The 26,034-nt window shown below is 72.1% G+C and carries 18 protein-coding genes and 1 riboswitch; of the genes, 11 read left to right on the plus strand and 7 right to left on the minus strand.

Annotated elements, in window-relative coordinates:
* Positions 1 to 233: 233 nt before the first annotated feature.
* Positions 234 to 833 carry a DUF1990 family protein gene (locus tag WME82_RS05055; protein WP_438041885.1) on the plus strand — a complete coding sequence of 200 codons (600 nt, stop codon included), beginning with the start codon at positions 234 to 236 and terminating at the stop codon, positions 831 to 833.
* Between the two features lie 55 nt (positions 834 to 888).
* On the opposite strand, the gene WME82_RS05060 is transcribed toward WME82_RS05055, so the two are convergent.
* Positions 889 to 1,698 (minus strand): haloacid dehalogenase type II, encoded by an 810-nt coding sequence (locus tag WME82_RS05060; RefSeq protein WP_438041886.1) that lies wholly within the window; start codon positions 1,696 to 1,698, stop codon positions 889 to 891.
* Positions 1,699 to 1,890: 192 nt separating this feature from the next.
* On the opposite strand from WME82_RS05060, the gene WME82_RS05065 reads away from it, so the two are divergent.
* Positions 1,891 to 2,829 (plus strand): LysR family transcriptional regulator, encoded by a 939-nt coding sequence (locus tag WME82_RS05065; RefSeq protein WP_437866526.1) that lies wholly within the window; start codon positions 1,891 to 1,893, stop codon positions 2,827 to 2,829.
* Here WME82_RS05065 and WME82_RS05070 read toward each other — a convergent pair.
* Both WME82_RS05070 and typA read right to left on the minus strand, forming a co-directional pair.
* The gene (locus tag WME82_RS05070; protein WP_438041887.1) at positions 2,817 to 3,311 is read right to left on the minus strand and encodes a hypothetical protein; all 495 of its coding nucleotides are present in this window, start codon (positions 3,309 to 3,311) and stop codon (positions 2,817 to 2,819) included. The two genes, WME82_RS05065 and WME82_RS05070, sit on opposite strands and share 13 nt — an antisense overlap.
* Before the next feature lie 90 nt (positions 3,312 to 3,401).
* Complete coding sequence (gene typA / locus WME82_RS05075) at positions 3,402 to 5,288, minus strand: translational GTPase TypA (protein WP_438041888.1); 1,887 nt, start codon at positions 5,286 to 5,288, stop codon at positions 3,402 to 3,404.
* Positions 5,289 to 5,438: 150 nt separating this feature from the next.
* Positions 5,439 to 5,646, plus strand: a riboswitch (cobalamin riboswitch).
* 238 nt (positions 5,647 to 5,884) lie between these two features.
* On the opposite strand from typA, the gene WME82_RS05080 reads away from it, so the two are divergent.
* Entirely contained in the window at positions 5,885 to 8,086 is a 2,202-nt protein-coding gene (locus WME82_RS05080; RefSeq protein ID WP_438041889.1) for a TonB-dependent receptor, read from the plus strand.
* A 13-nt stretch (positions 8,087 to 8,099) separates the two neighbouring features.
* Here WME82_RS05080 and WME82_RS05085 read toward each other — a convergent pair whose 3' ends face one another.
* Positions 8,100 to 8,594, minus strand: a complete 495-nt coding sequence (locus WME82_RS05085; RefSeq protein ID WP_437744411.1) for a hypothetical protein — start codon at positions 8,592 to 8,594, stop codon at positions 8,100 to 8,102.
* Between the two features lie 458 nt (positions 8,595 to 9,052).
* Here WME82_RS05085 and WME82_RS05090 point away from each other — a divergent pair, with 458 nt between their 5' ends.
* The 8 genes from WME82_RS05090 (at position 9,053) to WME82_RS05125 (ending at position 23,962) form a co-directional block, all read left to right on the plus strand.
* The gene (locus WME82_RS05090; protein WP_438041890.1) at positions 9,053 to 10,957 is read left to right on the plus strand and encodes a hybrid sensor histidine kinase/response regulator; all 1,905 of its coding nucleotides are present in this window, start codon (positions 9,053 to 9,055) and stop codon (positions 10,955 to 10,957) included.
* Positions 10,958 to 11,118: 161 nt separating this feature from the next.
* The gene (locus WME82_RS05095; RefSeq protein WP_438041891.1) at positions 11,119 to 11,814 is read left to right on the plus strand and encodes a DNA-directed RNA polymerase; all 696 of its coding nucleotides are present in this window, start codon (positions 11,119 to 11,121) and stop codon (positions 11,812 to 11,814) included.
* A 78-nt stretch (positions 11,815 to 11,892) separates the two neighbouring features.
* Positions 11,893 to 14,553 (plus strand): ATP-binding protein, encoded by a 2,661-nt coding sequence (locus tag WME82_RS05100; protein WP_438041892.1) that lies wholly within the window; start codon positions 11,893 to 11,895, stop codon positions 14,551 to 14,553.
* 57 nt (positions 14,554 to 14,610) lie between these two features.
* Positions 14,611 to 16,362 carry a serine/threonine-protein kinase gene (locus WME82_RS05105; RefSeq protein WP_012233567.1) on the plus strand — a complete coding sequence of 584 codons (1,752 nt, stop codon included), beginning with the start codon at positions 14,611 to 14,613 and terminating at the stop codon, positions 16,360 to 16,362.
* Positions 16,363 to 16,834: 472 nt separating this feature from the next.
* Positions 16,835 to 19,285, plus strand: coding sequence for a sodium-translocating pyrophosphatase (locus WME82_RS05110; RefSeq protein WP_437866665.1), 2,451 nt, complete (start codon positions 16,835 to 16,837; stop codon positions 19,283 to 19,285).
* A gap of 155 nt (positions 19,286 to 19,440) precedes the next feature.
* Positions 19,441 to 19,644 (plus strand): hypothetical protein, encoded by a 204-nt coding sequence (locus tag WME82_RS05115; protein WP_437297996.1) that lies wholly within the window; start codon positions 19,441 to 19,443, stop codon positions 19,642 to 19,644.
* Positions 19,645 to 19,871: 227 nt separating this feature from the next.
* Positions 19,872 to 22,301, plus strand: coding sequence for an alkaline phosphatase PhoX (locus tag WME82_RS05120; RefSeq protein WP_438041893.1), 2,430 nt, complete (start codon positions 19,872 to 19,874; stop codon positions 22,299 to 22,301).
* Between the two features lie 8 nt (positions 22,302 to 22,309).
* Entirely contained in the window at positions 22,310 to 23,962 is a 1,653-nt protein-coding gene (locus WME82_RS05125) for a hypothetical protein (RefSeq protein WP_438041894.1), read from the plus strand.
* A 45-nt stretch (positions 23,963 to 24,007) separates the two neighbouring features.
* Here WME82_RS05125 and panD read toward each other — a convergent pair whose 3' ends face one another.
* The 3 genes from panD to WME82_RS05140 all read right to left on the minus strand — a co-directional run bounded on the left by panD (position 24,008) and on the right by WME82_RS05140 (position 25,853).
* Positions 24,008 to 24,397 carry an aspartate 1-decarboxylase gene (gene panD / locus WME82_RS05130; protein ID WP_438041895.1) on the minus strand — a complete coding sequence of 130 codons (390 nt, stop codon included), beginning with the start codon at positions 24,395 to 24,397 and terminating at the stop codon, positions 24,008 to 24,010.
* A 134-nt stretch (positions 24,398 to 24,531) separates the two neighbouring features.
* Positions 24,532 to 25,677, minus strand: a complete 1,146-nt coding sequence (locus WME82_RS05135; RefSeq protein WP_438041896.1) for a hypothetical protein — start codon at positions 25,675 to 25,677, stop codon at positions 24,532 to 24,534.
* Positions 25,677 to 25,853 carry a hypothetical protein gene (locus WME82_RS05140; protein ID WP_437866706.1) on the minus strand — a complete coding sequence of 59 codons (177 nt, stop codon included), beginning with the start codon at positions 25,851 to 25,853 and terminating at the stop codon, positions 25,677 to 25,679. The genes WME82_RS05135 and WME82_RS05140 overlap by 1 nt, the downstream gene beginning before the upstream one ends.
* Positions 25,854 to 26,034: the final 181 nt, after the last annotated feature.

Consider the following 26,034-nt stretch of genomic DNA (forward strand, 5'->3'; position numbering starts at 1 on the left):
CAGCCGCGCGGGCCGGCGAGCCCGCGCGCGGCGCGCGCCGCCATCCTCGATCTGCGAAGCGCGCCTGAAGCCCGCTTCGCGATCGTCCAGCACATCTCATGTCCATGCTGATCCATCCGTGAGAGCCCTGGCGGATCCGTGCAGGCCGGTCAGCCGCGAAGTTGCTCCTCGTGCTTCGTCGTGACTGTAAAGCCATCAAGATGGCGTCTCCGTGATCGGCTATCCTGCCCCTCGTGCTCTCCCGCGCCCGCCCCTCCGACGCCGCGATCCGCGCCTTCCTCGCTCGCCAGGCGGGCCGGCCGCTCTCGTACGCGGAGGTCGGCAGCACCGGCGCCGGCGACGGCCGCCCGCGGCCGCCGGCCGGCTTCAACGTCGACCACCACCGCGCGGTGCTCGGCCAGGGCGCCGCGCTCTTCGACCGCGCTGTCGAGGCGATGCGGCGCTGGGCGCAGTTCCGGCTCGGCTGGGTCGAGCTCTGCTATCCCGACGCTCCCCTCCAGACCGGCGTCACCGTGGTGATCCTCGTCCGCGTGCTCGGGATTCACTGGCTCAACGCGTGCCGGATCGTTTACACGGTCGATGAGACGATCGGCCCTGTGCGCCGGTTCGGCTTCGCCTACGGGACGTTCGAGGAGCACGGCGAGCGCGGCGAGGAGCGCTTTCTCGTCGAGCACAACGAGCATTCCGGCGAGGTCGCCTACGACATCTTCGCCGTCTCCCGGCCGAACCACCTCCTCGCCCGGCTCGGCTTCCCCTACGCGCGCCGGGTCCAGGGGCGGTTCGCCCGCGACTCCGTGTGCGCCATGCGCAGCGCCACGACCTCGCCGCCGTGAGGCGTACCGGGAGCCCTGGGACGAGCTGATCGCACAGGCGGCATGGCCCCGCCGGTCACGCCCTCTCCTTCACGAACTCCACGAGATCCGACAGGCTCGCTCCCGTCGCGTCAGCGCTCACGCCGAGCTCCTCGGCCGGCAGGCCCAGGCGGTTGACCCAGAACGTGGGATAGCCGAACCACCGGGCCCCCGCGGCGTCCCAGCCGGCGAACGCGACGAACGCGATCTCCTCGCGCGTGAGGCCGAACGCGTCGAGCGCCATCCGGTACGCGCGAGGATCCGGCTTGTACGTCCTCGCCCCGTCCGTGCTGAGCACGTGCTCGAACAGGCCCCCCAGACCGGAGCTCTCGATGGCGGCCCCGAGCATCCTCGGCGTGAAGTTCGACAGGAACGAGAGCCGGATCCCCGCGCCCCTCAGCGCCCGGAGCGCCGGCAGCACGTCAGGCCACGCCCGGAGATCGAGGTAGGCGCCGAGGAGCCGCGCCCGCTTCTCCTCCCCGAGATCGAGCGGCAGCGCGCGCTCGGCGAACACCAGCGCATCCGCCGTCACCTGCCAGAAGTCGGCATACTCGTGGGACGCGACCCGGAGCCACGTGTACTCGAATTGCCGGGTGCGCCACGCCTCGCTCAGCGATGCGCCCTTGCCCGGACAGAGCTCCTCCGCGAGCGCCGCGATCGGCCGCGGATCGAAGATCGGAAAGGCGTCGAAGGCGATCGCCTTGATCTTCGACCCGGCCGCCGGCCGCGGCGGCGCCGGCCCGTGCTGGGCGGCACAGGAGGCGCTCCCGGCCGGGGCCGAGCCCAGGAAGCCCGCCGCGGCCGTGCCGGTCACGCGGTGGAGAAACTCACGACGATTCGTCAACATGCCGGCCTCCATCGGATCATCCGACGTGAAACACGCGACCCGCGAGAGCGCGAGTGCGCGGGTGCGGGAACGCACGCGGGAGAGCATGCGCGGTCCGTCGTTGCCCGGGGATCCGCCATCGACGTAGACTCGCCATGCACCTTTGCATGGCGCGGAGCGCTCTCCGGCAGCAGCGCCCCGCGCCCCGGAGCCATGCTCGACTGGGACGATCTGCGCTACTTCCTCGCCGTCGCGCGGCACGGCAACCTCTCCGCCGCCGCGCGCGTCCTGAAGGTCACCCAGCCGACCGTGGGGCGGCGCGTCGCGGCGTTCGAGCGGCGCCTCGGGGCGAGGCTCTTCCAGCGCTCGCCGTCGGGGTTCGCGCTCTCGGCCGCGGGCGAGAGCGTGCTCGGCCACGCCGAGCGCATGGAGCAGGACGCGCTCGCGGCCGAGCGCGCCGCCGCCGGACGCGACGCGGGCCTGAGAGGCCACCTCCGTATCACCGCGTCCGAGTGGCTCGCCACGCGCGTCCTCGGGCCGCTGCTCGTCCCGTTCCTCGCGCGCCACCCCGCCATCTCCGTCGATCTCATCGCGGACGCGCGGTGGCTGAGCCTGCCGCGGCGGGAAGCGGACATCGCCCTTCGCCCCGCCGCGTTCGAGCACCACGAGGTCTTCCAGCGCGAGGTCGCGCGGATCGGGTTCGGGCTCTATGCATCGGAGGCCTACCTCGCCGAGCGCGGCCCGCCGGACTGGGGCCGGCAGTGCGAGGGCCACACCCTCGTCACCATGAACGACGATCCTCCGGCGATCGCCGACCTGTCGTGGGTGCGCGCCGTCGCCGCGAAGGCCCGCGTCGCCGCGCGCACCAACGGCCGCGAGCCCCAGGCGACGATGGGGGCCGCCGGCGTCGGGCTCGTCTGCCTGCCCCGCTACCTCGGCGACGCGACCGCCGGCCTTTGCCTGCTCTCGCCGCCCTCGCCGCCGCCAGGGCGCAAGCTGTGGCTCGGGGTGCACCGCGATACGCGCGGGGTGCCGCGCGTGAAGGCGCTCGTCACGTTCGTCGCCGACGCCCTCGGGCCGCTCCGGAGCGCCCTCGACCCCGGCGCGCGGCCGCGCGCGTCAGGCGACGAGCGCCCCCGCTACCGGCCCTGATCGCGCTGGCACGCCCTGAGCTCCTCGAACTGCGCGTCACACGTCTGGGGCAGGAAATCGGTCGTGCACTCCCGAACGCGCCCGCTCAGGCAATCGAAGAGCGACGCGACCGACGGCGCGAGGAACTCGCAGGGGATCCGGTCCGCGGAGGCGACGGTCTCGCCCGCGCAGTCGAAGAAAGGGGCGGTCAGCGCGTTGCAGGGGCGCTGCTCGGAGAGCAGGTCGGCGCAGCGCTCGCTGCACCGGAGCTCCGGACACGTGACGCCGTCGAAGAGCGAGCAGAAGAAATCGCACGAGGCCCTCTGCTCTTCGATGGAGGGCCCGCCGGAGCTCGCCGATTGCGACCCCACGGCCGCGCCGGCGCCCCCGGCGCCGTCGGAGCTCCCGGGGAGCCCGTCGACGACGACGGCCCCGCCGCAAGCGCCCGCCCCCGAGAGCGCGACGAGCGAAGCCAGGAAAGCGAAGAGCAGCGGCGTTCTCATCAGGGCATCCTATCGCGCGGCAGGCACGGCAGGGGCGCGCGTCGGGCGCATCGGGCGCGCGTCAGGCGCGCGTCGGGCGTCCGATGCCGCTCACTCCACCGCCTGCGATTGCTCGATCGCGTCCTCGCGGCGCTCCCGGCGGTTGCACGCGAGCACCTTCTTGCGGACGCGCACCGCGTCGGGCGTGACCTCGACGAGCTCGTCGCCGTCGATCCACTCCATCGCCGTCTCGATCGTGAGCAGCCGCGGGCTGGCCAGGAGGACGTTCTCGTCCTTGCCGTGGTTGCGCACGTTCGACAGCTTCTTCTCCTTGATGACGTTGACGTCGGTGTCGTTCGGCCGGTTGTGCTCGCCGATGATCATCCCCTCGTAGACCTCGACGCCGGGGACGATGAAGAACATGCCGCGCGGCTGCAGGTGGTGCAGCGCGTACGGGGTCGCCACGCCGACGCGATCGGCGACGATGGCGCCGGTCGGGCGGCGCATCATCGGGCCGCCCCAGGGCGCCCAGCCGTCGAACATCGTGTTGAGCAGGCCCGTCCCGCGCGTCGCCGTCAGGAACTCGCCGCGGAAGCCGATGAGCCCGCGCGACGGCACCCGGAACTCGAGGCGGGCGCGGCCGAAGCCGGGGTTCGTCATCTTCACCATCCGGCCGCGCCGGGAGCTGAGGCGCTCGGTCACGATGCCGACGTAGGTGTCCGGCACGTCCACGACCACGAGCTCGAGCGGCTCCATCACCTCGCCGTCGATCTCGCGCGTCACCACCTCGGGGTTCGAGAGCTGCATCTCGTACCCCTCGCGCCGCATCGTCTCCACGAGGATCGCCAGCTGGAGCTCGCCGCGGCCGAGCACCACGAACGTGTCGGGCACCTCCGTCGGCTCCACCCGGATCGCGAGGTTCTTCATCGCCTCGCGCTCGAGCCGCTCCTTCAGGTGACGGCTCGTGAGGTACTTCGACTGCTTGCACTTGCCGGCGAAGGTCGACGTGTTGACGCCGATCTTCATCTTGATCGTCGGCTCCTCGACGACGATGCGCGGCAGCGCCTCGGGGTGCGCCGGATCCGTGATCGTATCGCCGATCGTGACCGCGTCGAGCCCGGCGATCGCGATCACCTCGCCCGCGACGGCGCTCTCGACCGCGACGCGCTTCAGCCCCTCGTAGGCGTAGAGCATCTTCACGTAGCCGCGCGACTGGCCGCCCTCGCCGAGGAGCGCGACGTCGGCGCCGGACCGGGCGGTGCCGCGGACCACGCGGCCGACCGCGAGCCGGCCCACGTAATCGTCGTGGGTCGTGTTGCAGACGATGACCTGGAGCGGACCGTCGGGGTCGCCGGAGGGGCCGGGGACCCGCTCGAGGATGGTCTCGAAGAGCGGCTCGAGGTCCTTCGCCTCGTGCTCGAGCTCGCGCTTCGCCTGGCCGAGCTTCGCCACGGCGTAGAGCGTCGAGAAGTCCATCTGCGCGTCGCTCGCCTCGAGGTCACAGAAGAGGTCGAACACCTCGGAGAGCACCTCGTGGGCGCGCGCGTCGCTCCGGTCGATCTTGTTGATGACCACGATGACCGGGAAGCCGCGCTGGAGGCACTTCGAGAGCACGAAGCGCGTCTGCGGCAGCGGGCCCTCGGCGGCGTCGACGAGGAGGAGCGCCCCGTCGGCCATCATGAGCGTGCGCTCGACCTCGCCGCCGAAGTCGGAGTGGCCGGGCGTGTCGACGATGTTGATCTTGACCCCGCGGTACCGGATGCTCGTGTTCTTCGCGAGGATGGTGATGCCGCGCTCCCGCTCGAGGTCGTTCGAGTCCATGACGCGCTCGGCCACGACCTCGTTCTCTCGGAAGGCGCCCGACTGGCGGAGCATGTGATCGACGAGGGTCGTCTTCCCGTGGTCGACGTGGGCGACGATGGCGATGTTGCGGAGATCGTTACGGGGCATATACGGCGGCGGCCGTGTAGCACGCGACCCACGGAGGAGCGAGCCCATCCTCGCTAGAGCCCGAACGTTCGGCCTGCACGGCAGGCCCGCGTCGAGGCGCTCGGATGGAGAGCGCGAGGCGCGCGCATGGCGCGAGAGCGGCGCGCGTCGAGCGGGCGAGCGGAGCGGTAGCGATTGACAGCCGAAGGCGCACGGCCATAGGGTGCGCGCCGTGCTGGTGCCCGGGCGTTCGCCTGGGCCGAAGAGGGAACCCGGTGAAACTCCGGGGCTGCCCCGCAGCGGTAAGCGAGAACGACCTCCACCCCAAGCACTGGCCCGACGAGGGCTGGGAAGCGGTGGACAGTAGGGAGCCGGTCAGACCGGAGCGCTCGCGAGCCCGAAGACCTGCCAGCGCCCGGCGGCGGGAGACATCCGGCGCCGGTTCGACCTGGGAGCCTCGAGGGAGGCGGTGAGGTCCGAGCCGGTGCAGCTCTGCCTCTGCCACGTCCCGGATACCGAACCGCCCCCCGCGTCGCCTTCCGGTCGCCCGCGGGGGCGAGAGGTCGGTCCAGCGCACCGTGCGATGGCCAGCCATTTCGTCCTCGCGGAGCTCGACGCGAGCGGCCCGACGCCGCTCCGCGCGATTGCGGCGAAGGAGGACACGAATGCTGCGCGAGACGGTCACGACGAGCGACGGGCACCGCCATCCATTTCATCTGCTCGCCGCGTTATCCATGGTGCTGGCCGCCGCGCGGCCCGCGCGCGCCGAGGGCGACACCCCCGGGTCGCCCGCTGCCCCGCCGGAGGCCGCCGCTGCAGAGCCCACCGGCGAGGGCGCGCCCGCTGGCGACGCCGCGATCGAGGTCACGATCCAGGCGGAGAAGCCGGGCAGCGAGGCCGCGTCGCGCGTCTCCGTCGGACACCGGGAGCTCGAGCTCCGGCCGAGGCTCCGGCCGGGCGACATCCTCGAGTCGGTCCCCGGGCTCTTCGCCGTGCAGCACGCGGGCGGCGGCAAGGCGAACCAGTACTTCCTCCGCGGATTCGACGCGGATCACGGGACCGACGTCGCCTTCTTCGTCGACGGCGTGCCCGTCAACATGGTCAGCCACGGCCACGGGCACGGCTTCACCGATCTCTACTTCATGATCCCGGAGCTCGTGACAGGGCTCGACGGGTACAAGGGGCCTTATTACGCGAGCATCGGCGACTTCGGTACGGCGGGCGCCGTCAACCTGCGCTTCGCCGAGAAGCTCGAGGAGAGCTACGCGCAGGTCAGCCTGGGGCAGTACGGTATCCAGCGCGGCCTCGTCCTCGCCTCGCCGGATCTCGGCGACGCGTGGCGCGCGGTGGCCGCGGCGGAGATCTACCGGAACGACGGGCCGTTCCTGAGCCCGGAGCGGCTCGAGCGCTTCAACGTGTACCTGCGGGCCACGCACGATCTCGACAACACCGGGAAGATCCAGATGACCTGGATGTCGTATGGATCGACCTGGCACGGCTCCGGCCAGATCCCCGCGCGCGCCGTGTGCGGCGAGGGCGAGCAGGGCGGGTTGAACCCGCCGCCGTCGGCGTTCGGACAGCCGTGCATCGACCATTTCGGCGCCGTGGATCCGACCGAGGGCGGGGCGACCGAGCGGCACATGGCGTCCGTCGCGTACTCGACCGCGTGGCGGGACGCCGATCTGAGCGCGCTGGCCTACCTCGTCCGCTACCGCTTCACGCTGTACTCGAACTTCACCTTCTTCAGCGAGGACCCCGTCCACGGCGACCAGATCGAGCAGAACGACGACCGCACGGTCGGCGGCGCCGATCTCCGCTTCCGCAGGCAATACGAGCTCGGCGGGGCGAGGTTCACGACCTCGCTCGGCGCGCAGATCCGCGCGGACGCGATCGACAAGTCCCTCCACCACGACGAGGCGCGCGAGCGGATCGAGGAGAAGAGCAGGACCCACGTCGATGAGAGCCAGATCGGCGTCTACGTCGAGCAGGACGCCCGGCTCCGGCGCTGGCTCCGCGTCGTGCTCGGGGCGCGCGCGCAGTGGATCGACGTCAACGTGGACGATCCGGGCGAGGACCTCGAGGCGGCGGGGAACAGGTCGAGCGGCGCCCGGGGACAGATGCAGCTGCTCCCGAAGCTCACGGCGATCGTGTCGCCCGTCGAGGGGGTCGATCTCTTCGCCCACTTCGGGCGGGGCTTCCACTCGAACGACGCGCAGGGCGTGGTGCTGGGGCAGGGGGCGGCGACGCTGATCACGCCCGCGACGGGCTACGAGGTCGGCCTGCGGGTCGCGCCCTTGCGCGGGCTGTCGCTGAGCGGGGCCGCGTTCCTGCTCGACCTGGACTCGGAGCTGGTCTGGAGCGGCGACGCGGGCGCGACCGAAGCGTCGGGGCAGACGCGGCGCTACGGGATCGAGATCGGCGGGCGCTACCGGCTCGGGAGCTGGCTCTTCGCGGACGTGGACGCGACCTTCACCCGCGCGCGCTTCCGCGAGAACGCCGGCAACGCGAGCGCGGTCGCCCTCGCGCCGACCCAGACGCTGACCGCGGGCGTCGGCGTCCGCCCGACGCTCGGCGCGTTCACGCCGTTCGCGGCGCTGCGGGTCAAGGCGATCGGCGCTCGGCCCGCGACCGAGGACGAGTCGCTCACCGCCGAGGGGTTCACGGTCGTCGACGCCAACGCCGGGCTGCGGTGGAAGAACGTCGAGGTGGCCGTGGACATCCAGAACCTCTTCGACACGACGTGGCGCGAGGTCCAGTTCGCGAGCGAGTCGCGGCTGCAGTACGAGCCGGCCGCGGTCACCGGGATCCACTACTCGCCGGGGTGGCCGTTCACCGCGATCGGGCGGGCGACGCTGTACTGGGAGTAGGCGCAGCGCCGGCTCATGTCCGGCGGAGGTCCTCGCGCAGCGCGTCGAGCGATGCCCGGAACGCGGCTTCGCTCACGGCGGCGCCCGTCGCCAGGGGCAGGAGCTCTGCGAACATCTGCCAGGCTTCCCGGATGTCACATACCCTGTGCGGATAACGCTGACGGGCAATGAGCGTGAGCCCTGTCACGACGCTGCGAACCATCGCCGCCTGGAACCCCGAGCCCTCGAAGACGACCGCTGAGCACCTGATGGTTGCGCTCGCCTCCGCGAGGAAGCTCGCGATCGCCCTGCGCGCGGGCGCCGACGGCAACGACGCCCCGCTCTCGACGAGGGTGAGCAGCCCTATGCCGCGCGGGTGCTTCTTCGCGAACTCCGCGCACGCGTCGCTCAGGTGGCGCGCGGCCTCCTCGGTCGTCTCGCGGCGCCAGATGACGCAGAAGATCTGGTGCCAGGAAGTCAGGACATAGTCCGGTTGTCTGGTGACCAGGTGCCAGGGGTCAGGATGCATGATCGTGCTCGTTCTGGAGCGGTCGCAGCGGAGATGCTCGCGGGGGCCTCAGGGTACACCGGCCAGGGTACACCGGCGTCTCTTTCCCCGCGACACGCACGCACACCAACTCGAGCGTGAGCCACCGGGCGTCGATAACGGATCCGCGCCGCGCGCTCTCGGCGCTGATGGGCAAGACAGTACCGGTGCCGTCGAGGTTGGGTGGCTCGCACTGGCCACGTTCGATGGCGCCACAATCGATGAGTCCGTCTTGACAGTCTCGAACCGCTCCAGCGGGTAGCCGTGGCCCTGCGCGGCCGCCGGCGGGCGCTCTCGACGCCGGCCCACGCGGCAATTGCTGTGCTCGTCACTCGCGGCTGCCGGCCGCCACGATGACCGCTCGCAGACGCGGAGAGCAGGACGGGAACGGAGAGCCTCGCCGCGTGGCAAACGTGTACCCATGCTGTAGGCTGTGCCGCATGGATCCGACGGGGCTCGGCGCCGATCTGCAATTCCGCATGCTGATCGAAGGGGTGAAGGACTACGCCATCTTCATGCTGGACACCGAGGGGCGCGTGATCACGTGGAACGCCGGCGCCGAGCAGATCAAAGGATACTCCGCGCAAGAGGTGATCGGTTCGCACTTCTCGCGCTTCTATCCGGCCGAGGCGATCGAGCGGAAGTGGCCACAGACAGAGCTCGCCGAAGCGCGGCGCGTAGGCCGCTTCGAGGACGAAGGCTGGCGCGTGCGCAAGGACGGCTCGATGTTCTGGGCGAACGTCATCATCACGGCCCTCCACGGCCCCGACGGCGAGCTGCGCGGCTTCTCCAAGATCACGCGCGATCTGACCGAGCGCAAGCGCCAGGAAGAGTCGCTGCGGCAGAGCGAGGAGCGCTTCCGCACGCTGGTCGAAGGCGTGAAGGATTACGCCATCTTCATGCTCGACCCCGAGGGCAGGGTGGCCACGTGGAACGCCGGCGCGGAGCGGATCAAGGGATATTCCGCGCGAGAGGTGATCGGCACGCATTTCTCGCGCTTCTATCCGGCCGAGGCGATCGAGCGCGGCCGGCCAGAGACGGTGCTCGCCGCCGCGCGGCGCGAAGGCAGCTTCGAGGACGAAGGCTGGCGCGTGCGCAAGGACGGCTCGATGTTCTGGGCGAGCGTCCTCGTCACGGCCATCCGTGGTCCGGGCGGCGAGCTGCGCGGCTTCTCCAAGATCACGCGCGATCTGAGCGAGCGCAAGCGCCTGGAGCAGATGGAGTCCAACGCGCGCCAGATGGAGGAATTCGTGGCGATGCTGGCGCACGAGCTGCGCAATCCGCTGGCGCCGATCGCCAACGCGACCAGCGTCCTCAAGCTCGAAGGCCAGGACAACGCCCAGGTCGTCTGGGCAGCCGGCCTGATGGAACGGCAGCTCGGTCAGCTCGTGCGGCTCGTCGACGACCTGCTCGACGTGAGCCGCATCACGCGCGGCAAGATCGCCCTGGAGTCCAAGCGGATCGACCTCGCCGACGTGGTGACGCGCGCGGCGGAAGCGTCCCGGACCTGGATCGACGCGCGCGAGCAGACCCTGGAGCTGCAGCTGCCCGCCGAGCCGCTCGCCATCGTCCCGGGCGACCTGGCGCGGCTCACGCAGGTGGTGAGCAACCTGCTGCACAACGCGGCGAAGTTCACGCCGCCGCGCGGCGCGATCCGGGTCACCGTGGAGGCGGACGACGCGCACGCGATCCTCCGTATCCGCGACAACGGCGTGGGGATATCGCCCGAGCTGCTGCCGCAGGTGTTCGATCTGTTCACGCAGGGGGAGCGCGGCCTCGATCGCGTCGAGGGCGGGCTCGGCCTCGGATTGACGATCGTGCGCCGGCTGGTCGAGCTGCACGGCGGGACGGTCCAGGCGCTCAGCGAGGGGCCCGGCGGCGGCAGCGAGTTCATCGTGCGATTGCCGCGGCTGACGCGCCCCCTCGCGCCGCCGACGGTGGGCGCGCCCGCAACGAAAGCCGGGCGCAAGCTGCGCATCCTCGTCGTCGACGACAACCACGACTCGGCCGAGAGCATGGCGCTGCTGCTCAAGCGCATGGGCAACGACGTGCACGCCGTGTTCGACGGCCCTTCAGCGCTCGAGCTCGCGGCGCAGCTCCAGCCCGACGTCGTGCTGCTCGATATCGGCATGCCGGGCATGACAGGGATTGACGTCGCGCGCGCGCTGCGTCGCACTCCCGGCCTCGCGGGCCTATCGCTGTTCGCGATGACCGGTTACGGCCAGGAATCGGACCGCCGCATGACCCGGGAGGCCGGGTTCGACGTGCACCTGGTCAAGCCGATCCGCGCGGAGGTGCTGAAACAGCACCTGGCGGACATCGCCAATCGTCCTGGAGCCGGCTGAGCGCCTCATCCCGTCGCGCGCCCCGGAGGCGGCGGCGACTCCGCCGTTGCGTCGCCAGGCACCCTCGCGGCGGGCGGCTCGCTGTAAGCTGCGTCCGGCCGCCCCGTTGCGAAGAGGTGCGCCGCGGCGATCTCGCCGGGGCCTCCTCAACGAGGGCTTCCATGCCGTTCTCCGTCCACACGACCCACGCCGCGGCGCGCTGGCGCCTGTCCACGGCGTCCGCCCCGCTCTTCCTGGCGCTCCTTTCGCTCCTCCTCCTGGGCTGCGGCCCCCGCCTCGTCCCGTTCACGCACGAGCTCCGGGTGCAGCGCGACCTGAGCGACAGCGACGTGAAGAACCTGCAATTTTACGTTTCGCACCCGATCGCGCTGCGCCGCGAGCTCACGGCCGAGAGCTCGCAGGTGACGAGCAGCCACAAGCTCCTGCTCGTCTCCGGGAAGGTCATCGAGGAGGTCGTCGTCGAGGAGCGCACGCCCGGCGTGGTGGTCGCCGCTCGCGGCGGCGCCCTGTCGGTGAGCTTCGAGCCCGGCGCGTCGCTCACGTTCTCCGCAGGCCCCGAGCTCTTCGGGCCCGCGCCGCCCGCGCCGTCGTTCCCGGGCTTCGCGACCCCGCCCGATCCGTTCCCCGGCAACACGGAGCCGCTCCTGGCCAGCCCGAGCGCGGCCGGCGACGGCAGCGGCCCCGGCGGCAACTACTGGCTCGCGGCCGGGCCCGGCCGCGAGATCCGTTACCAGGGCAAGGTGTTCTCGGTGATCGAGGACAGCCTGCGGGCGCACCTCCTGATCGACGCCGACGCGCTCGAGGAGGTCGTCGAGCGGCGCACCGTCCTCCCGGGCGTGCGCCTCCCCGCCCGCTGACGCGCGGAGGCGCGCCCCGCCGCGGGCCGGGGCGCCGTTGCGAGGGCGCGCGCCCTGCGCTTCCATGCCGCCCGCCTCGTGACCACGCCGCCGCCGCCCCCGCCCGCCGCGCTCCGCGCCCCGCGCGTCCGCGCAGAGCTCGTCGCGACCGGATGGGAGCTGTTCTCGGCGCTCCTGTTCCTCTCCGCCGTCGTCCCCGCCGCCCTCACCACGCCGTGGCCGGCGATCCTCCTGCTCGCCTCCCTGGCCGCCTCGGCCGCGTTCTCGGGCGCGCTCACCCGCCGCGGCGACCGCGGCTTCGCCGTCGCGGCGGCGATCCGCACCCTCTCGTGGCCGCTCGCGGTCTTGCCGCTCGCGTTCCGAGGCGCCCCGACCGTGCCCCCCTCCTGGCCAGGGCCGCTCGGGATCGGCCGCGCGACGCCGCCGTCGTGGCTCGGCCTCCTGGTGACCGCGGTCGCCTTCGGCGTCATGGCGGGCGGCATGCGCCGCGCGATCTACCGCGCCCTGCTCCGCGAAGGCGCCGTCGAGGGCGGCGCCGGAGACGCCGCCTCGGCGCGCGCCCTCGCCGCGGCGCTCCGGCCGAGGCTCGCGGAGTCGGCGGCGACCGCGGGCATCGTCGGCGGGCACGTCATGCTGCTCTTCTGCGTCGCGTTCCTCCGCACCCAGAGCCAGGTCGTGTTCCAGGCGTGGTTCGAGGTCGTCCCCCTCCTCGCCCTCTCGGGCACCCTCGGCTTCACGCTCGCCGTGCGCCCCGCCACGCGCCCGATCCTGGCCGCCCTCGCGGCCGGCCCTTCCGGCGCCCGCGCCCTGCTCGACCGTGGCCTCGCCCGCGCCGAGCGGCTCCCCGACGTGCTCGCCTCCTTGAACTTCGCGCTGTGGCTCGGGTGCACCGCGATCGGCATGGCCTACGTGCGCGTCGGCGCCACCTCCAGCGTCGCCGACGCGCTCATGCAGCTCGGCTTCGGCGCGCTCTTCGCCTTCGGCGTCTCGTTCTACCAGCGCGCCTGGCACAAGGACTCGGTCGCCCGCGCGGTGGACCTCCTGCGCGCCTGGACGGGCGCGCCCGAGCACGGCGGCGCGCCCCCGACGCCCCTCCGGCGGCGCATGCTGCGCGACTTCGGGCTGCCCCTCCTGTTCACGGGGCTCCTCTCGCTCTTCTCGTCGATCGGCCTCTACCGCGCGCTCGCCACCGGCTCGTCGTTCGACGAGGACTTCAACGCGATCACCGCGCTCTTCGCCTCGCTGTCCCTCCTCGTCCTCGCCGCCCTCGGCGTCGTCGCGCGGGCGGCGCGCGAGCTCTCCCGGCCGATGGCACAGCTCGCCCGCGCCGCCGACGAGGTCGCGCGCGGCGAGCTCGACGCCGCCGTGCCGCGGCTGTCAGGGCCGAAGGAGGTCGTGGGTCTCGGCGAGAGCGTCGAGCGCATGCGGCAGGCGCTGTCCCGGACGATCGCCGAGCTCGAGGCCGAGCGCGCCGGCCTCGAGGAGAACGTCGCCGCGCGCACCGCCGAGCTCACGCGCGCCCTGTCCGAGCTGAAGCGGACGCAGGCCGCGCTCATCCAGGGCGAGCGGCTCGCCTCCATCGGCGAGCTCGTGGCCGGCGTGGCGCACGAGATCTACAACCCGCTGAACGCCATCGCCGGCGCCGCCCAGCCGATCGAGGAGCGCGCCGCGGAGCTCCGCGCCGTCCTCGACGCGTACCGCGAGGCGGAGCGCGATCTCCCGGGCGAGCGCCGCCGCGCGCTCGAGGCGCTCCGCGAGCGGCTCCAGACCGAGGCGGCGCTCGACGATCTCGCCGGCATCTCGACCCTCGTCCACCGCGCGGTCGAGCGCAGCGTCCGCATCGTCACCAACCTGAAGAGCTTCTCGCGCGTCTCGGGCGAGCCGCTGCCGGTCGATCTGCACGCCGGGCTCGAGGAGACGCTGCTCCTGCTCGGCCCGCGGCTCCGGCAGGCGCGCATCGAGGTGATCCGGCGCTACGGCGAGCTGCCGCCCGTCACCTGCAGGGGCGGCGAGATCAACCAGGTGTTCATGAACCTCCTCGTCAACGCCATCCAGGCGATCGAGGCGCCGCCGGCGCCCGCCGCGCCGGCAGAGGAGGGGACCTCCGGCGGGGGCGCGGCGCCGCGTGCGCCCGGCGAGCCGGCGATCTGCATCGAGACCTGGGTCGACGAGGACATGGCGGCCGTCGCGATCTCGGACAGCGGGCCCGGCGTTCCGGCGGACCTCGCCCAGCGCATCTTCGATCCGTTCTTCACCACGAAGCCGCGAGGGCAGGGGACCGGCCTCGGGCTGTCGATCTCGACCGAGATCGTCCGGCGGCACGGCGGCACGCTGGCCCTCGCGCCAGAACCAGAACCAGAAGAAGATGGCGACGGCGGCCACGGCGGACACCCGTGCCGCGGAGCGCCGGCCTCGGTCCACGGCGCGCGCTTCGTCTGTCGCCTGCCCCTCGATCCTCGCCCGGCGAGCGCCCGTCCGCAAGGCGATACCCCTCCTCCCGCACGGCCGTCCACGGAGGCGAGCCCGCCCGAACGGCCGTCCGCGGAGGCGAGCCCGCCCGCTCGGCCTAACGCGCGGCTTGGCTCGACGAGACGAGCGCGTCATCGGCGCCGGTCTCCCACCCCACCTCCACACGGAGCTCGCACGATATTCATCGCAACCCGACCGCGGGCCCGTAGACCGGCTGTTTCAAACCGGATACGTTCAGCGAGCGATCCGACTCACCGCACAGCGCAATAGGGCCCTGAGAGACGAGAACGGCTCTTCTGGGGAGCGCTGAGGAGAAACGAAGGCACCATGGAGCGCGCGATTCAGCGACCGGCAGGTCCCAAGGCTTCGAGCACCGATCCGTTGATCGGGAAGGTCGTGGCCGGCAGGTACCGGCTCGAGGCACGGCTTGGCGAAGGCGGCATGGGCGTCGTTTATCGCGCTCGCCACGTGCTGATCGACCGGGTCGTCGCCCTGAAGCTCATCCGGCCCGATCTCCGCGGAGAGACCCACCTCCGCGCGTGGATGCTGCGCGAGGCGCGCGCCGCAAACCGCGTTGATCACGCCCACATCATCGATATCCACGACATCGGCGAGACCGAGGAGGGCGAGCTCTATCTCGTCATGGAGTACCTCGTCGGCACGCCGCTCTCGGCGGAGCTCGCGCGCGGCCCGATGCCGATCGCGCGATCGGTGGACATCCTCGAGCAGATGTGCGCGGCTCTCGCGCGCGCCCACGACCTCGGCGTCGTGCACCGCGACCTGAAGAGCGACAACATCCTGCTCACCCACCGCGGCGGCCGGAAGGATTTCGTCAAGATCCTCGACTTCGGCCTCGCCGCCATCGCGCGCGACCCGCGCCTCGCCCCGAAGGGCGCGGTCTTCGGGACGCCCGAGTACATGTCGCCCGAGCAGGCGCGCGGCGAGGAGGCGACGGCGCAGTCCGACCTCTACGCGCTCGGCGTGCTCTTCTTCGAGATGCTGACCGGGCAGCTCCCCTTCCGCGCGAACGACCGCGACACGCTCCTCGAGATGCAGCGGACCCACGCGCCGCCGCGGCCCCGCTCGATCCGCCCCGACGCGCACGCGCAGGGCGAGGCGATCGTGCTGCGCCTGCTCGAGAAGGACATCCGCAAGCGCTACCGCGACGCCCACCACCTCCAGGAGGAGCTGAAGGCGCTCCAGCGCGGGCTCCCGGCCCACGCGTGGGAGGTCGAGGGGAGCGACGGCGTGCCGGTGCCGCCGCCGCCGCCGCCGCCGCAGAGCGCCGGCGTCATCGAGTGGGCGAGCCGGGCGGCCCTGTTCTCCCGCATGGTCTCCCGTGCCTACCCGTCCGGGCAGGTGCCGCAGGAGGTCCAGAACGGCCTTGCGCAGGCCTGGGACCTCGCCGCGCGCGCCAACAAGCTCGAGGGCGAGGTCGCGAGCCTCACCCGCAAGCTCGAGGCGCTCGAGCGCCGCGGCCGCGCGCTGCGCGCCGAGATCGGCCGCAAGGTCGAGGAGCTCGCGCACGAGGAGTCGCGCGTGATGCGCGAGGCGATGGCCGACGGCGAGGACGTCGAGAAGGTCCGCGTCGAGCTCGCCGCCGCCGAGAAGCTCGCGCTGTCCGCGCGCCAGCTGGCGGACGGGGCGGCCCGCCAGGGCAACCACGATCCGCTCATTTACGAGCGCGCGGGCGCGGCCGGCGCGACCGCGCAGGCGAAGCGCGAGCAGCTCGGGCGTTACGAGCACAAGAAGAACACGCGCGAGGCGAACGCGCGCGACCTGCGCCGCCAGATCGACGAGCTCCGCGCCCAGCTCGCCCGCTACGCCGAGGCCCTGGAGGAGGACCTGGCGCAGGGGCGCGAGCGCGTCGCGGCGCGCACGCGCGAGGGGCTCGCCTACGAGAAGTCGTTCAGCGAGGCCTCCAACCTGCTGCTGAGCCACCTCCGCAACAAGCCGGAGTGTCGGGATCTCGTCGCGGAGCTCCTCACGTCCCACGCCAGCCCTGGCGCGGACTCGGGCTCGGATCAGCGGCTCTCCGGCTCGGATCGGCGGCTGAACAACGCGACCGAGCGCAACTGAACACGGACGAGGACAGCTGAACGCGATCGAGCGCCGCTGAAAGCGTCCGAGCGCAGCTGAATGCGACCGAACGCGACAGCGTGTGACAGCGTTCGGTCGTGCGCGCTTCTTTCTTTCACCATCGTACGTAATCTCCCTACGTCATCTCCTGACGTCGCGCCGCTGACAGGCCTTCTCGTCATGGGCGCGCACCGCGCCCTCTCGACGGCGTCTCGGGTGCATGGTAGCTAGCGCGCGCCTCGGGGGTCCGGTCACGGTGGAGGCATGCCTGGCAGCTCTGGGCACTCCGACACCCTCCGGTCGTCGAGGGACGAGGCTGTGCTGAAGCGTCGGCGTTAGAGCAAGAGCCCATCCGGCAGCGCGCCGGTCCCCTTCCCCTTTACGCAGGCGGCCAACCCCTCGGAACCACGAAGCAGCGAGCGGCGATGGCGCCGTCCTCTGCCTCGGATTTTGCGATGGAGGCACACCGTCCATGAACGTTCTCCGGTCCCAAAAGGCCTGGCTCGCACCGATGCTGGCCGGGCTCGCCGCGCTTGCCCTGCTGCTCAGCGGCGGGCTCGCCAGCGCCAGTGAATCCGATCTTGTCCTCCCCGACCTAGGCACCCAGTCCTTCGGCGGCATCGACGGCCGCACGCTCCTCATGGGCGGCATCGGCGTCTGCGCGCTCGGGTTCGTGTTCGGGCTCGTCATTTACTCGCAGCTGAACAAGCTCCCGGTCCACCGCGCGATGCGGGAGATCTCGGAGCTCATCTACGAGACCTGCAAGACGTACCTGGTCACGCAGTTCAAGTTCATCCTGGTCCTGGAGATCCTGATCGGCGCGGTCATGGTTCTCTACTTCGGCGTGCTGCGTCACATGGATGCCGCGAAGGTCGTGGTCATCCTGCTGAGCAGCCTCGTCGGCATCGCGGGCAGCTGCGGCGTCGCGTGGTTCGGCATGCGCATCAACACGTTCGCGAACTCGCGCGCCGCGTTCGCGAGCCTCAAGGGCAAGCCGTTCCCGACGTACGCGATCCCGCTCAAGGCCGGGATGAGCATCGGCGCGGTCCTCATCAGCACCGAGCTCATGCTCATGCTGGTGATCCTGCTCTTCATCCCGGGCGATTACGCCGGCCCGTGCTTCATCGGCTTCGCCATCGGCGAGTCGCTCGGCGCCTCCGCGCTCCGCATCGCGGGCGGCATCTTCACGAAGATCGCCGACATCGGCTCGGACCTCATGAAGATCGTCTTCAACATCAAGGAAGACGACGCGCGCAACCCGGGCGTCATCGCCGACTGCACCGGCGACAACGCGGGCGATTCGGTCGGCCCGAGCGCCGACGGCTTCGAGACCTACGGCGTGACCGGCGTCGCGCTCATCTCGTTCATCCTCCTCGCCGTCCCCGACGCCGCCGTCCAGGTCCAGCTGCTCGTCTGGATCTTCGTGATGCGCATCGTGATGGTCCTCGCGAGCATCGGCTCGTACCTGCTCAACGAGGCGATCGCGAAGGCGTCCTACGCCGACGCCGACAAGATGAACTTCGAGGCTCCCCTGACGCGCCTCGTCTGGCTGACCTCGATCGTGTCGGTCGCGCTCACCTACGCCGTCTCGGCGTTCATGATCCCGAACATCGGGGGCGACACGACGCTCTGGTGGAAGCTCTCGTCGATCATCACCTGCGGCACCCTGGCGGGCGCCATCATCCCGGAGATGACCAAGATCTTCACCTCGACCGAGTCGGGCCACGTCCGCGAGGTCGTGACCGCGTCGCGCGAGGGCGGCGCCTCGCTGAACGTGCTCTCGGGCCTGACGGCCGGCAATTTCAGCGCGTACTGGATGGGCCTCGTCCTCGTCGTGCTGATGGCCATCTCGTACTTCTTCTCCGCCCAGGGTCTCGCGCAGCTCATGATCGCCGAGAGCGTCTTCGCCTTCGGCCTCGTGGCGTTCGGCTTCCTCGGCATGGGCCCGGTGACCATCGCGGTCGACTCCTACGGCCCGGTGACCGACAACGCGCAGTCGGTCTACGAGCTCTCGCTCATCGAGAACGTCCCGAACGTCGAGGCCGAGCTGAAGAAGGATTTCGGCTTCACCCCGAACTTCGACAAGGCGAAGCACTACCTCGAGGAGAACGACGGCGCAGGCAACACCTTCAAGGCGACGGCCAAGCCGGTGCTCATCGGGACGGCGGTCGTCGGATCGACGACGCTCATCTTCTCGATCATCGTCGTGCTCACGAACAAGCTGACGACGAACGTGGACAAGCTCTCGCTGCTCCACCCGCCGTTCCTGCTCGGCCTCGTGACGGGCGGCGCGATCATTTACTGGTTCACCGGCGCGTCGACCCAGGCGGTCTCGACCGGCGCCTACCGTGCGGTCGAGTTCATCAAGGCGAACATCCGCCTCGAGGGCGTGGAGAAGGCCTCGATCACCGACAGCAAGAAGGTGGTCGAGATCTGCACGCAGTACGCGCAGCGGGGGATGTTCAACATCTTCCTCGGCGTCTTCTTCTCGACGCTCGCGTTCGCCTGCCTCGAGCCGTTCTTCTTCATCGGCTACCTCATCAGCATCGCGCTCTTCGGGCTCTATCAGGCGATCTTCATGGCGAACGCCGGCGGCGCCTGGGACAACGCGAAGAAGCTCGTCGAGGTGGAGCTGAAGGAGAAGGGCACGCCGCTCCACGCGGCGACGGTCGTCGGTGACACCGTGGGCGACCCCTTCAAGGACACCTCGTCCGTCGCGATGAACCCCATCATCAAGTTCACGACGCTGTTCGGCCTCCTCGCGGTCGAGCTGGCGATCGAGATCGACCGCGGGACGAGCCTCGTGCTCGCGGGCATCTTCTTCGTGCTCTCGACGGTGTTCGTGTACCGCTCCTTCTACGGGATGCGGATCAAGTCGGACGAGAAGGCGACCGCCGCTGCCGGCGCCCGCGCCACGGCCTGAGCCAGGCGTCTCCTCTCGCGCTCGGCGCTCCCCGCGCCCTGACGCTCCCCTCGTTCACGCGCTGACCTCCCCCGCCGCCCGACGCCGCTCCGCGGTCGACGGCGCGCGGGGGGAGGGGCCTTGCGCCCAGCGTGCCCGCACTATAGTGACCCTTCATGCGAGCGCTCTGCCCCACCTGCGGCCTCCATCACGAGGTAGTCCGGGTCCTCGAAGACGGACACGGCGAGCAGCGCAAGGACGTCTATCAGGTAGAGCCGCTCCTCGGCTGCGAGCGCACCTGGATCTCGGACAGGGAGCTGCTCGAGGCGCGCGCTCGCTTCGGTCAAGACGTCGTCGTCCCCGACGAAGATGACGAGTAGCGCGGCGACGACGGCCGCGCGGTCATGACGAGCAACGCGGCTCCGCTGGTCATCTGAAGGCATCTTCGCCGTGGCCCCGGCGCGTGGCCGCCGGTCGTGCGGTGCTCATGACACGCCCGATCGAGGGTCAGGCGATCTCTGACAACAACTCGTCGCGTGAGGGGCATTGGGGCGCCACCGTCGCCAGGCATCGTCTGCGTCCATTACCCGGCGGAGACGAGGAAATGATGACGAGGCGGACCCTGAGGACGGCGTTGCTTCTGGTGCTCGCAGGCGGTCTTGCCGCGATCGGGAGCGGTTGCGGCGAGGATGGCGCGAAGGGCGCGCCCGGTGAACAGGGCGCACCGGGCAAGGACGGCGCGAACGGTGAGCAGGGAGAGCCCGGGGAGCAAGGGGAGCCCGGTGAGCAGGGGGAGCCCGGGGCGCCAGGGGAGCCGGGAGCGCCCGGGGAGCCCGGAGCGCCCGGGGAGCCGGGGGCGCCCGGCGAGCCCGGAGCGCCCGGTGAGCCCGGAGCGCCCGGGGAGCCCGGAGCGCCAGGGGAGCCCGGGGCGCCCGGCCAGGACGCGCCGGTGTGGAGCAGCGCTGCGAACCTCGGGGATTACGTGAGGGAGCGCGTCGCGCTGTTCGCCGCCGGCACCTTGCCCGAGGGCGAGCAGTTCCCGCTCCGCGCGGCCGCGACCGACACCATCCGTGCCCTCGCCGGCGTGCGCTCCGACATCGTGGTGACCTGGCTCGATCCGCTGACCTTCAGCACCGCGCCGGAAGCGCCTCGCTTCGGCGCCAACAACGACTACACCGCGTTCTTCGGCGAAGGGTGGGCCGCCACCGCGGGCGACGCGCCGCAGTGGAACGGCTCCGCCACCGCCGGGTGGCTCTGGGTCAACCACGAGTACGTCTCCGGGCGAAGCCCGACGGTCAGCTCCGCGCCGACCGGGCAGCACCTCACGCTGGCCCGGCACCTGCGCAAGCTCGGCGTCCTCACGAATGATGTCGAGTCGAACGTCTGGTCGCAGGCGGACGTCGACACCTATATCCGCTGGGAAAAGAAGGAGGTCGGCGGCTCCTGGCTCCGGACCGTGCAGGACCCGGCGACGGGCGCATGGTCGGTCGACCGGAGCGCGACCGCCGTCCGCTACGACGCGACGAGCAAGACGCTGAGCCGCCTCGCGGGGCACGAGCTTTCGAGTCCGGGCCACGACGACACGACCGGCGCGGCGCTCGCGGGCGGGCTCGTGGCCGGCATCATGGGCGACTGCGCCGGCGGGCAGACGCCGTGGGGCACGGTGATCACCGCCGAGGAGAACGTGCAGGACTACTACGGTGATCTCGAGGCGAGCTGGTCGGGCGATCAGCGGTTCCTCACCGGCCGGGGCTTCGACCCGGGCGCGCCGGTGAGCCCTGTCTTCGAGGCGAGCACAAGCGCGGAGTTCGGGCGCATCTCCGATCCGAACGGCCGGCAGCCGCGCGACCATTACGGGTATCTCACCGAGATCGACCCGGGGCAGCCCGCTGGCGAGTACGACGGCAAGACCCAGGCGGGCACGGGCCACAAGAAGTTCGGCTTCATGGGCCGCGCCCGCTGGGAGGCCGCGACGTTCGCTGTCGACGACGCGTGGAGGCTCGTGCCCGGCCGGCCGATCGTGGTCTACGGGACCGACGATCGCCGCGGCGGCCGCATCTACAAGTACGTGACCAGCGGCAACTACACGGCCGGGATGACGCGGGCGGCGATCCGCGCGCTGCTCGACGAGGGCAAGCTCTACGCGGCGCACATGGCCGGGCTCGACAACACGACAGGCAACACCCTGGTCGCGACCCACGCGGCCCCGACCGAGGCGGCCCCGGGCACGGGGCAGTGGATCGAGCTCTCCGTCGACAGCGCCGCCATCGCGCCGAACGCGGCAGCGCTCGGCGACCCGGCCAGGACGGTCGGCGACGCGCTGCGCGACGTGAGCTGGAACCGGATCGGCGGCTTCCCGACGGATTACGACGTCTGGCGCGCGCTGTTCACGGCGAGCAACAAGGTCGGGATCATGGAGCTGAACCGGCCCGAGGACATCGAGTGGAACCCGCGCGACCCGAGCGGCACGCCGCGCATCTACGTGGCGTTCACCAACCACACGGGGCAGACGTCGCTCGATCAGGACGGCGCGGTCTTCGATCCGGCGACGCACGCGACCCAGTCCCCGAAGCGCGCGGACGCCGTGGGCTCGATCTTCGCGCTGGAGGAGTCCGACCCCGCGAACCCGGGCGCGTCGGCCGAGTTCCTGTACTTCGAGGTGTGGCACGGCTCGAAGGGGCAGGGCGACTTCGACGCCTCCTGCCCGGACAACCTGCTCCTCGACCGCGATGGCGGCGTGTGGTTCGGCACCGACGGCAACTTCGGCGTGGCCTCGCACGCGGACGCCTTCTACTACCTCGATCTCGACCCTGCCCACCGCGCGGGCCAGCCGGGCGTGACCCAGCCGAGCTTCGGCAAGGCGTTCCGCGTCGTGGGGCTGCCGAGCGACGCGGAGGCGACCGGCCCGTCGTTCACGCCCGACATGGGCACGATCTTCATGTCGGTGCAGCACCCCGGCGAGAACGCCTACAGCACCTGGCCGAAGGGCGACGCCTCCCTGTCGAGCGTGATCGCGGTCACCTTCCTGCCCGAGTGATCCCCTCGATGCCCGCCCGCCGCGCGCGCCTGCTGTCTGCGCCCCTGGCCTTCGCGGCGGTGTCCGCCGTCCTCGCCGCGGGCGCGCGCTGCGGCGGGGGCGGCTACGACCCGCTCGCCACCGCGGCCGCGCGCGCCGGGCGCGCGGGCAACCCCGAGGCGTCGATCCCGCCGATGTGTTACGCGACCACGGCCAGCGGCGCGAACGGCTGCTGGACGTGCCACACGATCGGGATCGGCCCGAACACGCTCGCCGATCACGAGCTCCAGCGCGAGTACAGCTTCTCGGACGCGGCCCGGAAGAACCCCTGGACGAACCTGCTCGACGACCTCTCGGCCGCCGCCGCCCGGACGAGCGACGCGGAGATCCTCGAGTACATCCGGGAGGACAACTACGCGCCGCTGCGCGAGGCGCTCGCCGCGCGCCGGGATTACCCGGGTTACGTGCCGGATCTCGACCTCGGCGCCGGGCTCGACGAGGAGGGCTTCGCGCGCGACGGGAGCGGCTTCCGCGCGGTCCGCTACAAGCCGTTCCCCGGGAGCTTCTGGCCCACGAACGGCAGCGCCGGCGACGTGTTCCTCCGGCTGCCGGCCGCGTTCCGCGAGGACGCCTCGGGCGCGCCGTCGCGCGAGGTGTACAAGCTGAACCTCGCGCTGCTCGAGGCGGCGATCGCGTCGCCGTCGCCCCTGCCGAGGGAGAGCGCGGCCGGGCCCGCTGACGCGGCCGCCGGGCGGGAGGTGGAGCCGGTGAGCGAGCTCCTCGCCGGCTTCGATCTCGACGGCGACGGCGCGCTCGAGCCCGCGGTGACGCGCGTCGTCCGCCTGCCCGCGCGGTACGCCGGCGGGGCGGCCGGCGTCCCGGTGCGGGCGTGGCTCTACCCGCGCGGGGCGGAGCTCCTGCACTCGGTGCGGTACCTCGACCCGGATCGCCCGGCGCTGCTCGCCGCGCGGATGAAGGAGCTGCGCTACGCGCGCAAGGTCGACGAGCCGGACGACTGGGCGATCGCGCGCGCGTACGAGCGCGAGGCGGAGGAGAAGGACGAGGGGCAGCCGCCGTTCCACCCGGGCGGGCCCGAGGTCGGCCTGCGCAACGCGTTCGGCTGGCAGATCCAGGCGTTCATCGAGGACGAGCAGGGCCGGCTGCGGCTGCAGACCGCGGAGGAGCACCGGGCGTGCATGGGCTGCCACGGCGCGGTCGGGGTGACGGTGGACCACACCTTCTCGCTGGCGCGCAAGGTGCCCGGCGCGGCCGGCTGGCGGCACCAGGACCTGCGCGGCATGCCCGACGTGCCGCAGGCCGGCCACGCGGAGCCGGAGGTGCTGACCTACCTGCGCCGCGCGCGCGGGGCCGACGACTACCGCGGGAACGCGGAGATGCTCGCCCGCTTCTTCCCGGGCGGCGCGCTCGATGAGGCCGAGGTGCGGCGCGGCGCGCCCGGCGGCGACCGCGATCTCGCGTACCTCGTCGCGCCGTCGCGCGAGCGGGCCCTCCTGCTGGACAAGGCCTACCGCGCCCTGGTCCGGATGCAGCGCTTCGAGGCGGGGCGGGATGTGGCGCTCGGGCCCGCGACGGGGATCCTGCGCGTCGTGGAGGGCGAGTCGACGGGCCTCGGCGAGGCGCAGCGCGTGTACCTCGACGGGCGGGCGCACCTCGCCTGGTGAGGCCCAGGCGGCGGCCCGGAGGGGCCTCGGCGCCTGGGGGCACGCTCAGTTGGGCGCGAGCGGGCCCGGCGTCTCGGGCGGCTGGTCGGCGAGCGGCCGGTTGCGCCCGTCGACGCGGAGCACGCGCGGCGTGTGCCGCCGCGCCTCGGCGTCGTCCATGTCCGCGAACGTCGCGATGATCACGAGGTCGCCCGGCTGATTGAGGTGCGCCGCCGCGCCGTTGATGCACACGACGCCCGAGCCGCGCGCCCCCGCGAGCGCATACGTGGTCAGCCGGGAGCCGCGCGTCACGTTCCAGATGTCGACCGCCTCGTACGGCAAGATGTCCGCGGCCTCCAGGAGGTCGGCGTCGATCGTGACGCTGCCCTCGTAGTGCAGATCCGCGTGGGTCACGGTCGCGCGGTGGATCTTGCTCTTGAATATCCGTCGGTTCATGCGTGATGCCCTCTGCCCTTCCCGGCCAGGGACGGCGGCGCGCGCGCCCGGTCGAGCGCGCCCGCAGGCCCGCGGGCGAGGCGGGCCTCCCTCGCCAGGGGAGGGACGGGCTACCTCATGCGCGCAGGCGGCGGTCAGTCAAGGAACAATCGCTGCCGCAGGAGCCGGCCGCCCGCCAGGTGGATGGCGTCCTCGTCGGGCAGCGGGTCGTCCGGGCCTGGCAGCGCGTCGGGGTGGCCGACAACCAGGATGACCTCGCAGGGACCCACCGCGACGTCCCGGAACAGCTCCTCGCGCGTGCCCGAGATGCTCGCGCCGCCGACGCCGTCCAGCGCCAGCTCCACGGACCACGGGCGCGCGCTCCCGCCCTGCACCAGAAAGGCCCTTACCGCGACCGGCGCCGGCACGCGCGTGCCGGGTGAGAGCGCGATCGTGAGCCTTTTGCCCCTGCCGACGTGGCGCGGGGTGCCCGGCCCGCGATCGCCCTGCTGCGGGCCGTCGCCGAGGATCGTCGTCACGAGCGTGTAGTCGGGGAGCGGGGCGGCGCCCGGCGCGAACGGCGCGGGCCGCAGCGCGAGCAGCGACACGAGCGCCGCCGACACGACCCAGCCGACCACACCCACGGCCGCCCGGGCCCGCGCCGCCGGAGTCGTCCGCCGCGCGCTCCGCCGCTCGACGACCAGCTCGGGGTGCGGCAGGCCCTTGCGCGGCGGCCTGGCGAGAGCGTCCGCGCCGTCCTGCGCGCGCTGGGCAGGCTGCCCGGGCGCCGCGCTCGAGCGCGCATCGCGCGGCGGCTCCGATGTCCCGGGCGGCACCGATTCGCCGTCGATCGCGCGACAGACCGGCGCGTCCGTGGTGGACGGCGCGCTCGTCCCGCTGAGCGAGTCGGCGTCCGCGCCCAGCGGCGCGGCATCGGCGACGTCGCTCGCCTCCTCCGCGTCGCAGTCCCACTCCTCGGGGCACCGGAAGCGGATCCCCGACTTCCGATCGACCGCTGGACGCGCCAGCGGAGACGGCGCGGGCGCACCGCCGCGCGGCTCCCGGAGCTGGGCGAGGAGCTGGTCGGCGAGCCGGGCGCGGGTCTCGTCGTCGAGGGGCGGCCGGACTTCGCGCTCCTCCCGCTCGGCGCTCGAGCGCGCCGCGGTGTTCGCGGCGTTTCCCGGAGCGTCTTGCGCGTCCTCCGGGCGCGTCTCTTCGGCGAGCCTGCGCCAGCGCGGATCGGTCGTCGGATCCCGCTGTGCGATGCGCGTCAGGGCGCGCAGCAGCTCGTCGTCGTCCATCAGCCGCTCCCCGCGTCGAGCCACGCGGTACAGCGCTCGACCTGCCGGCACCGGCTCAGGAGCGCGGGCGCAGCACGGGGGACCGGAAGGGGGGGGCGCCGCTCGCCGAGCGTCAGGGTAGGCACCCCGTCGCTCAGATTCGCCTCGTGGATCAGCGCGAGCGGTCGCTCGGGCATCTGATTCCCTTCCCCTGGGGATCGAAGAACCCCAGTTTGCTGTTCACGTTATCCGGTCTTCGCGGCGCGCGTCAATGCGCTGGTGGGCGCGCCCAGGGGCTTCTCCCCCTGGCACCTGTCGGCGTGGTCGTGAACGTGGTCGTGGTCGTTGACGACACGCGATCGCATTGCGGACGGCGCC

Origin of the sequence: Sorangium sp. So ce128 (assembly GCF_051525245.1) — a bacterium.
GTDB classification, from domain to species: Bacteria; Myxococcota_A; Polyangia; order Polyangiales; family Polyangiaceae; genus Sorangium; species Sorangium cellulosum_B.

Bases quoted from the DNA above. Each gene is read 5' to 3' on its own strand.
- typA (WP_438041888.1), bottom strand. From the start codon at position 5,288: ATGGGCTCGCTCCTCCGTGGGTCGCGTGCTACACGGCCGCCGCCGTAT.
- WME82_RS05070 (WP_438041887.1), bottom strand. From the start codon at position 3,311: ATGAGAACGCCGCTGCTCTTCGCTTTCCTGGCTTCGCTCGTCGCGCTC.
- WME82_RS05105 (WP_012233567.1), top strand. From the start codon at position 14,611: ATGGAGCGCGCGATTCAGCGACCGGCAGGTCCCAAGGCTTCGAGCACC.
- WME82_RS05125 (WP_438041894.1), top strand. From the start codon at position 22,310: ATGCCCGCCCGCCGCGCGCGCCTGCTGTCTGCGCCCCTGGCCTTCGCG.
- WME82_RS05080 (WP_438041889.1), top strand. From the start codon at position 5,885: ATGCTGCGCGAGACGGTCACGACGAGCGACGGGCACCGCCATCCATTT.
- WME82_RS05110 (WP_437866665.1), top strand. From the start codon at position 16,835: ATGAACGTTCTCCGGTCCCAAAAGGCCTGGCTCGCACCGATGCTGGCC.
- WME82_RS05135 (WP_438041896.1), bottom strand. From the start codon at position 25,677: ATGGACGACGACGAGCTGCTGCGCGCCCTGACGCGCATCGCACAGCGG.
- WME82_RS05120 (WP_438041893.1), top strand. From the start codon at position 19,872: ATGACGAGGCGGACCCTGAGGACGGCGTTGCTTCTGGTGCTCGCAGGC.
- panD (WP_438041895.1), bottom strand. From the start codon at position 24,397: ATGAACCGACGGATATTCAAGAGCAAGATCCACCGCGCGACCGTGACC.
- WME82_RS05095 (WP_438041891.1), top strand. From the start codon at position 11,119: ATGCCGTTCTCCGTCCACACGACCCACGCCGCGGCGCGCTGGCGCCTG.
- WME82_RS05060 (WP_438041886.1), bottom strand. From the start codon at position 1,698: ATGTTGACGAATCGTCGTGAGTTTCTCCACCGCGTGACCGGCACGGCC.
- WME82_RS05140 (WP_437866706.1), bottom strand. From the start codon at position 25,853: ATGCCCGAGCGACCGCTCGCGCTGATCCACGAGGCGAATCTGAGCGAC.
- WME82_RS05085 (WP_437744411.1), bottom strand. From the start codon at position 8,594: ATGCATCCTGACCCCTGGCACCTGGTCACCAGACAACCGGACTATGTC.
- WME82_RS05115 (WP_437297996.1), top strand. From the start codon at position 19,441: ATGCGAGCGCTCTGCCCCACCTGCGGCCTCCATCACGAGGTAGTCCGG.
- WME82_RS05065 (WP_437866526.1), top strand. From the start codon at position 1,891: ATGCTCGACTGGGACGATCTGCGCTACTTCCTCGCCGTCGCGCGGCAC.
- WME82_RS05090 (WP_438041890.1), top strand. From the start codon at position 9,053: ATGGATCCGACGGGGCTCGGCGCCGATCTGCAATTCCGCATGCTGATC.